Below are 10,943 nucleotides of genomic sequence, written 5' to 3' on the forward strand. Positions count from 1 at the left end.
CTTGGCAACGCTCATGCTGTAACGTGTAGCACAAGTGTGTCGCACGACGGGTCATCCAGCCATGGTCTAAACGACTGTCGCGATGGAGAATCCTCCGCGATTAGGTGCGACACAACTGTTGAGGGTCGAGCACCTCGACCCTCTCCATCAGGCTCGATAGCGCAGGGACGTCGTAGTGGATTTTCGCAATAGCCTCACTGAGCGCACCTACCCGATACCCGCTGCCATAGTGGTCACCGATTGCCTGTCCTCCCGAGCGCGAGCCAGTCCAGCCGCCGAGGCTAAATGCAATCTCGCGCTCTATGCGGCCTGCACGCATGGCGTCACGAAAGCAGTGACGAAAGCTATGGAAACTTGTGCGGTCAGCCTTGGCCCCTGTCTTCGTGAGATATCGAGCGAACCACTTCGAGAAGTTGGCCGACGCGTAACCAAACCTGTCCAGTTCCAACTCTGGCCATAGCCGCGCCTCTCGATTCCCTCCACATTGACGCCAGTGGTCGAGCAGCCGTGCGCGGATCAGAGCAGGATGGATCGGCACCACGCGCTCGCTGGAGGAGGTCTTCACTCGCTTGCCGAGTGCGGCGTCGGCTGCACCACGAAGCAATAAATGCCATCGAGTTCGACGATATCATCGACAGTTTGCTGGCAGATTTCGTTCTGTCTCAGGCCGCTGAACAAAGCGATGAGCGGAACGTAAAAGTTGGAAGGTGGAGTGGCAAGACGTCTACCTTGGCACACCTCGTCGAGGCCCTTGAAGGGATCGCCAGAAAAGATTTTTTGTAGTTGGCCTGTCGAAAACGGTCGGCGCTTTTCCCGCACTGGAACAGGGTCAGCTACACGAAGTCCTATACAGGGGTTGCGAGCGGCCAACTCCTCTTTCACCAGCCAGTTCATCATTCCTGACCAGCGCGACATGTAGCCGTTGCAGTTTGCTGCTGACATGGGCCGAAGCTTCTTGCGCTGCGCCATCGCAGCGATGGACTCGGGCTTCATGGCTGGCCACCTCTTTCCGTAGTTCGACGGCAGGTGCTGCAAGGTTTCCATCACGCGGCGACAGTCTTGCCGACCCAAATCTGAAACGAGGCAATCCTCTCCGAGAATCGACACGACGATGTTCCTGACCGTTTCGTAGGCCAGCGTGGTCTTGTGCGTCCTCGCGCTGCTGGGGTCGGAAAGATATCGATTCCAAGCTTCGAGCAGTGTGATGCCACCAGTGACATGCGGTGGCTTCAGCGCACTTGAAGGGGAGGCCGCCTGCGCGGGAGGGGGAATTGACGGCGCAACGCCCATTCTCGCATTTTCAAACGCTTCGGCAAACTCAAGCGCCATCAGGTGGCACCGTCCAAGAGCATCGGGATACGACGCTGTGCGCAACGTCCGATTGATGTGAGTCTTGCCAATAGCGACAACGAGATCGGCGGGGACACGAACGCGGAACTGGTAAACTCCCCCTCGACGCCAAATCCCACGAAGCCGCTTGTGATACACAGTTGTGTCGCACCTAATCGCGGAGGATTCTCCATCGCGACAGTCGTTTAGACCATGGCTGGATGACCCGTCGTGCGACACACTTGTGCTACACGTTACAGCATGAGCGTTGCCAAGATGCTGGATTTCTGACGGTTTTGAGAAGCTGGTGCACCCGACAGTCGTGCAACAATCGCGTCGAGTCAAGGGGATGGATTGGCTAACGCATAACCTAGAGGGCACGGAGTTCTGCGCCGTCCCGCCGTTGATGGCTAACCCCCGTCCGCCGCCCAAGTGCTGGAAACGAAAAGTCCCCGCAATGGCTGGCACCGTTGCGAGGACTAGCAATTCCAAAGCGGCGGAAATGCAAATCGACCTTACCCCCAGCGGGGAGGGCGTGCAATGACCGAACTGCACAAGATTGCTGCCGCAATGGGTGGGGAAGTCAAAGGCGACAAAGTGCTTTTCCCGACGCCGGGACACAGCAAGAAAGATCGCGGCTCGATCGCCTCTATTTGCCCGGACGCGCCCGATGGGGTGCTTATCCATTCGTTCAACGGTGGCGATCCGCTGGCGATTAAGGATGAGATGCGTGCGAGAGGGGTGCTTCCCGAGCGCGCAACCAGCGGGCGCGGCGATTGGCGTATTATCAGCACGCATGAGTTCACGGATGAAAGCGGCGCGGTGCTCTACCGCACGCGGCGGCATGAGCATCCCGCGCGGCCGAAGCGTTACACTGTCGAGCGGCCGGACGGGCGTGGAGGTTGGCTGGACAAGATCGGCGATGCTCGCAGGGTGCTCTATCGCCTGCCGGAACTGCTCGCCAGTGACGCTGCTGAAACCGTTTTCCTAGTCGAAGGCGAACGCAAGGCGGACAAGCTGGCGAGCATGGGCTTCACCGCAACTGCCATTGCTTTTGGCAGCAAAAGCTGGCGCAAACACTACGCCGAAGCCTTGGCAGGCCGGTGCGTCGCCATCTTGCCGGACAATGACGAGCCCGGACAGGCATTTGCCACCGAAGCGCGCGGGGACATCGAGCGCGCTGGCGGCAAAGCGGTGCTGGTCGACCTTCCAGGCCTTCCGCCCAAAGGAGACATTATCGACTGGAACGGCAGCGCCGCTGAATTGCGATCGATCGTCGATGCTACTGTCAATCCGCCGCCGGACCTGCTCCCGCTTGTGGACATCGCCGCATGGCAAGGGTTGGAAGCCCCTGCCCGGCAATGGGCGCTCACTGACTGGATTCCAGCACGTCAAGCGACCTATCTCACCGGTCCGGGGTCCGCCGGCAAGTCACTGCTCGCTCAGCAGCTTTGCACGTGTATTGCGGCACGCCTGCCGTTTCTTGGCGTCGAAACGCAACAAGCGACGGCGATCTATATCACCTGCGAAGATGATGAAGACGAATTGCACCGGAGGCAGAAGGCGATCTGCGAGGCGCTGGGCGTCCGGCTAAGCGACCTTGCCGGAAAGCTTCACCTTGTGAGCCTGGCATCGGAAATCGGCAACGAACTAGCTACCTTCGACGTTAACGGTAAGCTGGCCCTGAGCAGCCGCTACAGGGCACTGAGCGCTACTTTGGAGCATACAGGTGCCGGGTTCGTCGCTCTGGATAACGTGGCACACCTTTTCGCAGGTAACGAAAACATCAGGAACCATGTCGCGGCCTTCTGTGGCCTGCTCAATCGGCTTGCGCAGGAGTCTGACAGCGCAATCCTGTTCCTTGGGCACCCGAACAAGGCAGGCGATAGCTTTTCAGGCTCGACCGCATGGGAAAATCAAGTGCGCTCGCGGCTCTTTCTCGAAACCCCGAAGGACAAGGAGGGCGAAGCATCCGACCTCGATGCACGAATGCTAACGCGGGGCAAAGCGAACTACGCGAAGGCTGGCGCACGTCTTGATTTCCGCTGGCATCGCTGGGCGTTCGTCACTCCGAACAATGTGCCGCCAGACTACTATGCCGAATGCCAGGCCGCCAGCATCGCAGCGTCCGAGAACGAACGGTTTCTGAAATGCTTGGCGAAAGCGACGGCAGAGAAGCGCGCCGTCTCTCCGAGCAAGTCTGCCAGCAACTATGCCCCGCGCACCTTCGCAATCATGCCGACTGGCAAGCCCTACACCGAAAAGCAGTTTGAAGCAGCGATGCAGCGGCTTTTGCATCTGGGCACGATCGAGAACGGAATGCGAGTCTATCAGCGAGACAATCGTGCTTGGGTAACGGGCCTTGGGGTTGCACCAACCCTTGCACCAACCCCCGCACAAACCCCTGCACAAAGCTGCACCAACCCGCCCGCTAACCCGCACAAACCCTGCACCGACCTGCACGCACTCACCCCCCCTTATACTACGTATAAACCGGGGGCGGCCACTGAGCCGCCCGCCCCCGATGATGATGACATTATCTGGGATGACGACGGGGAGGACGGCAGCGATGGCTGAGTGGCCATACAACTCCGCACGCTGGAAAAAACTGCGACTGCGCCACCTGTCGCTCAACCGTCTGTGCATCGGCTGCGAAGCGCGGGGCAGGCTGCGCATCGCCAACACGGTCGACCATATCAAGCCGATCAGCGAAGGTGGGCCAGCCTTCCCCGGACATGACGGCTTGGCCAGCTATTGCCCTTCCTGCCATTCAGCCAAGACTGCGCGCGGCAAGGAAGCTGGCGTTGTGAAGACGGCTAAACCGCGCAAGGGGTGCGATGCCAACGGCAATCCACTCGATGCTGCGCACCCTTGGCACACCGAAGAATCGCTCAGGGCTGCGGAAGGAAGACCGACGGGGGTAACAAAAACTCAATTAGTTCCGAATCCGGTCCGCCGTCGTGGGTAAGCGCGGCCCCGGAGCGTCCCGCTTGCGGGCAGCGGCAGCGGGTGCGCCGCCGCGCCATTCGGCGGCACCCCTTCCGCTTTTTGGCAATGAGCAGCCGTTCGCCCCGGTGCTGACAAAACATCCTTGGGAGCATGACGGAATGCCGCCCGATGAACGGGTGCTCGCGTTCCTGCGCAGCCTGCCAGTCGTATCAGGTTTGCGCGCTGGCGAGCACCTCGAACTGCTCGATTTCCAAGAGCGGTTCGTCCGCAGTATTTACGGCAATATCGACGATCAGGGCTTGCGGCGGGTGCGCCTCGCGGCGCTCAGTGTGGCGCGCGGTAACGGCAAGAGCGCGGTGCTTGCGGGCCTGTCCCTCGCGCACCTGCTTGGTCCGATGATGGAGCCCTATGGCGAATGCTACGCCGCCGCGCTCGATCGCGAGCAGGCGGGCGTGCTTTACCGAATGACCCGCGCCTACATCGAGGCAGTGCCGTGGATGGCCGCGCGGGTGAACATCCGCGACTGGCACAAGGAAATCACGGACGAAGACTCGCAAAGCGTGTGGCGGGCACTGACATCGGACGCTCGGAAGGCGCACGGCCTCGCCCCGTCATTTTGGGTTGCCGATGAAGTCGCGCAATGGAAGTCGCGCGAACTGTGGGACAATCTGGCAACCGGCATGGGCAAGCGCGCTCAGGCGCTGGGCGTCACGATCTCGACCCAGGCACCGGACGATCTCCATTTCTTTTCGGAGATGCTAGACTCCCAACCTTCGCCGGAAACCTATGTGCAGCTTCACACCGCGCCGGAAGATTGCGCGTTGGACGATCGAGAGGCGTGGCGCGCGGCCAATCCGGCGCTGGGCGCGTTCCTTAACGAGCAGCAGTTCGCGGACGCCGCCGCCCGCGCAATCCGCTCACCATCCTTCGCCCCCAGCTTCCGGCTCCTCCAGCTTAATCAGCGCATTGCCGCCGAGGGCAGGTTTATCGAACAGGCCGATTGGGATGCTAACGCCGATCCTTTCGACCCGATCGAACTGGAAGGGCAAGAATGCTATGGAGGGCTCGACCTTTCGAGCACGCGGGATCTCACGGCGTTCTCACTCTGGTTTCCCGAAACCGGGCGCTTGCTGACATGGCATTGGGTGCCCGCCGATACCATCGGCGAGCGGGCCGAGCGCGACCGGGTGCCCTATGACCTCTGGGCCGAGCAGGGTTGGATTGAGAAAACCAACGGGCGGGCAACCGATCGCACCGCCGTCGCGCGCCGCCTTGCGGACGTGCGCCAGTCCTACAACGTGCTGGGCATCGCCTTCGATCGCTGGCGGTTCGAGGACCTTGCTAAGCTGCTAAGCGACGAAGGAATCGAATTGCCGCTGACCGAGTTCGTGCCGGGTTTCAGGACCTACGCTGCCGCCTGCGATGCCTTCGAGCGCGCCGTTCTCGAAAAGCGGATGCAGCATAACGGCAATCCGATCATGCGCTGGCAGGCGGGCAATTGCGTGATCGAGACCGACCCGGCAGGCAATCGCAAGCCGACGAAGGGCAAGAGTCTCGACAAGATCGACGGCATTGTGACGGCCATCATGGCCTGCGGGATTGCCCAGACACACGAAGGGCCGCGCGGTTACCAGGGGTCGGGGCCAATGTGGCTGTGAATCGCCCGGACCGACAACAACTCCCAACGGTCCCAAGAAATTTTTGCGACCGGTGGGATTAATGAAATTGGCGCAAAACCTCTTGCCACCTACAAGAGCGGGCGCTACCTATGGTTTAATTCAATAGGAGGAATCTATGGCCGAAACTAAGCTGACAACCCAGCGCGCCTGTAAGCTCGCTGGCCTTCACCGTGATCGCTTCAATGAACACGTCCACGCGGATCACTACCCCTGCGCGCCGAAGACCGTGCCCGGCCGGTCCCGCTTGTTTGACGCTAACGACCTGCTCGCGCTCCTGCTCTTTCGCAAGCTGATGGACGATGGAGTCGACGCTAAGAACGCGGGCGAGATTGCCTGCACCGTGATGGAAGCGGCGAGGCAGGCACCTAGCGCGCGGTGCGTAGCCTTTGTGCAGCCCGTTTTGGGCAGCGCGCTCGCAATGCCTGCCGATGAGTTGCCTGATGTGTCGGCTTGGGATGACTGGCTCCACAACGGATGCGACATCGAAAAAGTGACGATCTTCCGGGTCGGAAAGTGGCGCGACCAGATTGCGCATCAGATGGACGACGATTTGCTGATCGTCGGCGATCCCAGCGAGGGCTGAGCCAGCGACCCCAACGTCGAGAGACAGTCGAACTCTGAGCGCGGGGGCATAGTGCCCCCGCCCCATAGAAAAGGAACGGACATGAAGACCAGTGACCTAATCGAACAGCGGGCGGCGATTGTCACCCGGATGAACGATGCCCACGCGAAGGACGATGACGGGGCATTCACCGCTGCGGAAACCGAACTGCGCACTCTCGACGCGAAGATTGATCGCGCCCGCAAGCTGGACGCCGCCGATCGCGCCGATCCCGGCGTGCCCCTGAATGGTAATGGCGAGGGCCAGCTGAGCGAAGAACTGCGCAGCTTCTCGCTCACCCGGATGATCGCACACGCGGCGGGTATGAACGTCGATGCGGGCCGTGAAATCGAGATGCAGGCGGAACTTGCGCGGCGCGCGGGTGGTCCGGCCAAGGGTTTCTACGTCCCCACGGAAATCTTTGAGCGCCGCGCCCAGACCACTGCGAACAGCGGTGCGGTGGCTCCGACCACGTTTCGCCCCGACCTGTTCACCAACGCGCTCACCGCCAGCGCCGTCATCACCGCGCTGGGTGCCACCACCCTGACGGGTTTGACCGGCGACGTAGTAATCCCGCGCGAAACGGGCAGCCCGAACGTTGGGTGGGTTTCCGAAAACCAGGCACTCGGCACGGATGATGCGGCGTTCGACTCGCTCACGCTTACTCCGCACCATGTGGGAGCGATCAGCGAAATGTCGCGCCAGATGATCCAGCAGGGCTCGCCGGACATCGAGCAGCTGCTGCGCAATATCCTCGCCCGCAACATCGCGCTGGAAATCGACCGCGCGGCGATCGCTGGCAGCGGCGTGGGCGCTGAACCGCGGGGCCTGATGAATGACCCCGGCGTGGCGAGCGTCCCCTTCGATACTGACCTGTTCATTACCACTGCGGACATGATCGGGGCGGCGGACCTCGCCAACGTTTCCGATCAGCGCGCCTTCCTTGCCACCAACGGCATCAAGGGTGCAGCGTTGAAGCTGCGCACCGTCGACGGCCTGCCGATCCCGCTGGGTGCGACTTTTCATGATGAAACGGTGCGCTTTACCAACCAGGCACCGAACGATCTGGGCTTGAATAACAACGAGCACGGCCTTGCTTATGGCGACTGGGCGGACTTTCTGGTCGGTGTGTGGAGCCAGCTTGACGTGCTGGTGAACCCCTATGCCGAGACGGCCTATAACAAGGGCAATGTGCTTATTCGCGCGATGGCCACCGTCGATTTTGGTGTCCGCCGTCCGGCGTCGTTCGTCACCGCGTCCGGCGTTCTGATCCCCTAATGTCGACGGCGATCCTCTCCCCCCCCGTCGAGCGGCGTAGCTTCTGCGAGGTGCGGTTCGATGCCCGCCGCTTGCAGGGCTACGCTGCCACTTTTGGCAGTATGGCGAACATGGGGGCTGGCTATCAGGAGCGCATCGCTCCCGGCGCGTTCCGCGAAGCCCTTTCGGGTGACGTGCTGGCGTTGCTCGACCACGATCTGGGCAAGGTGCTGGGCCGAACGCGGTCCGGCACCCTCACGCTCAGCGAGGATAGCAAAGGCCTCGCCTTTTCGCTCGAAGTGCCGGACACTCAGGCTGGCCGCGATGTGCTCGCGCTTGCCGAGCGCGGCGATCTGGGCGGAATGTCGTTCGGCTTCACCGTGCCCGATGGTGGCGAAAGCTGGCAGGGCACCGTCCGCACGCTCCGTTCGATCAGCCTCAAAGAAATCAGCGTGGTCTCGGCGTGGCCCGCCTATCCTGAAACCGAACTGGCCCTGCGTAACGCTCAGGCCTTTGTGGAGCGGAAAGCGCGCCAGCGCCGCCTTACCCTTGCGGAGTTGTCCGCATGGGACTGATCGAGCGATCCCTTGCCCGCATGGGGCTCGCACGGCGCTCGCTCGATGGCGACCAGCTTAGCTGGAAGGCAATTGACCCTGCGCAGGGCCTGTCTGGTTCGCTGTCCGTGCGTGCCGCTGAGAACCTGTCGACCGTGCTGGGTTGCACCAATGCGATCAGCACGGCGCTCGCCTACGTTCCGGCGCTCACCTACCGCCAGGACGGCGCTAACGACCGCGCCGAAGCGCCCGAACATCCTTTGCGTCAAATTGTGCGCGGGGGAGTCAATCCGGGAATGAGCTGGCCCGATTGGGTTGAGCACCTTGTCGCCTCCACCCTGTTGACCGGCAACGGCCTTGCGGAAATCCTGCGAGGCGATCGCGGGCAGCTTGAAGGGTTCCGGCATATCCAGTGGGGGCAGGTGACTGCCGTGAAGCTGGCGAGCGGGCGACTGGCCTATGACATTAGCGACCCGCGCGGCGTTAAGCGGCGATTGCTTGAAGGCGACGTGGTTCACCTGCGCGACCGGACCGATGATGGCTATATCGGCCGATCGCGCCTTTCCCGCGCCGCTGAGACGGTGGCAGGGGTGCAATCGGCCAACGTCCATGCCAATTCGTTCCTGCGCAACGGTGCCAGCCCCAGCGGCGTGATCGAAAGCGTCGAGCCTATGAAGGCCGAGCAGCGCACCATGCTGCGCGAGTCGTTCATGGCGCGGGCGAGTGGGCCGAGCAAGGCGGGGCAAACCCTGATCCTCGACGGCGGGTTGACGTGGAAGCCTGCCCAGATTTCGCCTGAGGATGCCGAACTGCTCGAAACGCGCAAGTTCGGAGTCGAGGAAATCTGCCGCTTGTTTCAGGTGCCCCCGCCGATCGTGCAGGACTACTCGCACAACACTTTTACAAATAGCGAGACGGCAGGCCGCTGGTTTGCGACTTTCTGCCTTGCCCCTTGGGCGCGCAAGATCGAAGCCGAGTTTGCACGTTCGGTTTTCGCGGCGGGCAGCGGCTATGAACTCGAACTAGACCTGAGCGGCTTCCTGCGCGGCGACCCAGAGAAGCGTTGGGCCGCGCACAAGATCGCACTGGAAAGCGGCGTGCTCGACCCTGAGGAAGTGCGCCAGGTGGAAGGCTGGAATAAGCGCCAGACCTTACCCAACAGCAATCCGGAGGTGGAAGTCGCCTGATGACCCGCCGCGCCGCATTCAAGCAAGCAGACCTGACACGCGCGCTGCGCGGGGCGCAGGCCGCTGGGCTCGAACCGCGCGGGTGCAAGATCAATCCGACTACCGGCGAAATCGAAATGCAATTCGGAATGGATACGGGATCGCGTAACAGCTTCGACCAATTGATGGGGGCGAAATGATGCCCAAGCGTTGGCTTCCCAAATGGGTTTCTGAATATCGCGATCGGCACGGCAAGGCGCGCTACCGCTTCCGCCGCAAGGGCTTTTCGCAGTATCTATTCAAGAGTGAGCCGGGAACCGAGGGGTTCCGTCAGGAATACAAAGCCTGCACCAGCGGCATCGCCGCTGAGCGGATTGAGCCGGGGGCCGAACGAATCGCGCCTGGTTCGTTCGATGATCTGGTTTCGCGCTACTACCGGTCACCCGATTTCCTTGATCCTTCCGACCGCACCCGCGTCGTTTATCGCGGCGTCATCGAGCGGTGGCGCGTGAAGTATGGGAAGGCGAACGTGCGCGATCTGGAGCCGCGCCATGTCGCTGACATGATGGCAGAGATGCTTCCCCACCGCACGGCAGCCAATATGCTCAGGAAGCGCCTGCGCGCTCTAATGCAGTTCGCAATCCGGCAGGGGATGGCGGACCGCAACCCCGTCATGGCCACCAAGCCCTATCGCATCGACTCGACCGGCTTCCACACCTGGACGGAAGACGAGATTGCGCAATATGAGCAGCGCCACCCGATGGGAAGCAAGGCGCGCTTGGCGCTCGACCTTATGCTTTGGACCGGGCAGCGCGGCGGGGACGCGCGCGTTATGGGTCCGCAGCACGTTAAGAACCGGCGGCTTAATGTCACTCAGGAAAAAACTGGCGCGATTGTCTCGCTCCCCGTCCTGCCAGCTCTTGCCGAGTCAATCATGGCGGCCAAGCCGAGCGCGCTGGTTTTCTTGCTCAGCGAGCATGGGAAGCCCTATTCGCGCAAAGGTTTTGGCAACAAGTTCCGGCAATGGTGCGACGAAGCGGCCCTGCCGCAGTGCTCCGCGCATGGCCTGCGGAAAGCAGCCGCGCGGCGCTTTGCCGAGGCGGGATGCTCAAACCAACAAATCAAGGCGTGGACCGGCCACACCACTGATAGCGAAGTTTCACGCTACACTGCTGCGGCCGATCAGCAAGCTATGGCGGACGCCGCAGGAGAGAAGCTGATGGCTAACCTTCACAAACGGTTAGCCAATGATGGCGACAAGTCTTTGAAAAAGGGGTGAAAAATGCAGAAGGTGGTGCACCCGACAGGATTCGAACCTGTGACCTCTGCCTTCGGAGGGCAGCGCTCTATCCAGCTGAGCTACGGGTGCATGCTGGCCAGACGGTGGAGCGGCGCTCTAGCAAAGCGT

At 61.7% G+C, this 10,943-nt stretch carries 11 protein-coding genes and 1 tRNA gene; 9 read left to right on the plus strand and 3 right to left on the minus strand.

The window, feature by feature from the left end; all coding sequences use genetic code 11:
- Nucleotides 1-100: 100 nt before the first annotated feature.
- Nucleotides 101-565 (minus strand): hypothetical protein, encoded by a 465-nt coding sequence (locus tag ACEW8G_RS04560; RefSeq protein ID WP_373487265.1) that lies wholly within the window; start codon nt 563-565, stop codon nt 101-103.
- A complete protein-coding gene (locus ACEW8G_RS04565) occupies nt 562-1,950 on the minus strand; it encodes a DUF6538 domain-containing protein (protein WP_373487266.1) in 1,389 nt (462 codons plus the stop codon). Before ACEW8G_RS04565 ends, ACEW8G_RS04560 begins: the two co-directional genes overlap by 4 nt.
- On the opposite strand from ACEW8G_RS04565, the gene ACEW8G_RS04570 reads away from it, so the two are divergent.
- From ACEW8G_RS04570 to ACEW8G_RS04610, 9 genes are all read left to right on the plus strand, one after another.
- Nucleotides 1,870-3,906, plus strand: coding sequence for an AAA family ATPase (locus ACEW8G_RS04570; RefSeq protein WP_373487267.1), 2,037 nt, complete (start codon nt 1,870-1,872; stop codon nt 3,904-3,906). The two genes, ACEW8G_RS04565 and ACEW8G_RS04570, sit on opposite strands and share 81 nt — an antisense overlap.
- Complete coding sequence (locus tag ACEW8G_RS04575) at nt 3,899-4,297, plus strand: HNH endonuclease signature motif containing protein (RefSeq protein ID WP_373487268.1); 399 nt, start codon at nt 3,899-3,901, stop codon at nt 4,295-4,297. Before ACEW8G_RS04570 ends, ACEW8G_RS04575 begins: the two co-directional genes overlap by 8 nt.
- Before the next feature lie 157 nt (nt 4,298-4,454).
- On the plus strand, nt 4,455-5,936 hold the full coding sequence (locus ACEW8G_RS04580) for a terminase large subunit (RefSeq protein WP_373487269.1): 1,482 nt from the start codon (nt 4,455-4,457) through the stop codon (nt 5,934-5,936).
- A 136-nt stretch (nt 5,937-6,072) separates the two neighbouring features.
- Nucleotides 6,073-6,540 carry a hypothetical protein gene (locus ACEW8G_RS04585; RefSeq protein ID WP_373487270.1) on the plus strand — a complete coding sequence of 156 codons (468 nt, stop codon included), beginning with the start codon at nt 6,073-6,075 and terminating at the stop codon, nt 6,538-6,540.
- An 81-nt stretch (nt 6,541-6,621) separates the two neighbouring features.
- Nucleotides 6,622-7,836, plus strand: a complete 1,215-nt coding sequence (locus ACEW8G_RS04590; RefSeq protein WP_373487271.1) for a phage major capsid protein — start codon at nt 6,622-6,624, stop codon at nt 7,834-7,836.
- Nucleotides 7,836-8,390, plus strand: coding sequence for an HK97 family phage prohead protease (locus ACEW8G_RS04595; protein WP_373487272.1), 555 nt, complete (start codon nt 7,836-7,838; stop codon nt 8,388-8,390). Before ACEW8G_RS04590 ends, ACEW8G_RS04595 begins: the two co-directional genes overlap by 1 nt.
- Nucleotides 8,381-9,556 carry a phage portal protein gene (locus tag ACEW8G_RS04600; protein WP_373487273.1) on the plus strand — a complete coding sequence of 392 codons (1,176 nt, stop codon included), beginning with the start codon at nt 8,381-8,383 and terminating at the stop codon, nt 9,554-9,556. Before ACEW8G_RS04595 ends, ACEW8G_RS04600 begins: the two co-directional genes overlap by 10 nt.
- Nucleotides 9,556-9,735 (plus strand): hypothetical protein, encoded by a 180-nt coding sequence (locus ACEW8G_RS04605; RefSeq protein WP_373487274.1) that lies wholly within the window; start codon nt 9,556-9,558, stop codon nt 9,733-9,735. Before ACEW8G_RS04600 ends, ACEW8G_RS04605 begins: the two co-directional genes overlap by 1 nt.
- A complete protein-coding gene (locus tag ACEW8G_RS04610) occupies nt 9,732-10,814 on the plus strand; it encodes a tyrosine-type recombinase/integrase (RefSeq protein ID WP_373487275.1) in 1,083 nt (360 codons plus the stop codon). The genes ACEW8G_RS04605 and ACEW8G_RS04610 overlap by 4 nt, the downstream gene beginning before the upstream one ends.
- Before the next feature lie 13 nt (nt 10,815-10,827).
- Here ACEW8G_RS04610 and ACEW8G_RS04615 read toward each other — a convergent pair.
- Nucleotides 10,828-10,904, minus strand: a tRNA-Arg gene (locus ACEW8G_RS04615).
- Nucleotides 10,905-10,943 lie beyond the last annotated feature (39 nt).

This window comes from Blastomonas sp., assembly GCF_041747255.1.
GTDB lineage: Bacteria > Pseudomonadota > Alphaproteobacteria > Sphingomonadales > Sphingomonadaceae > Blastomonas.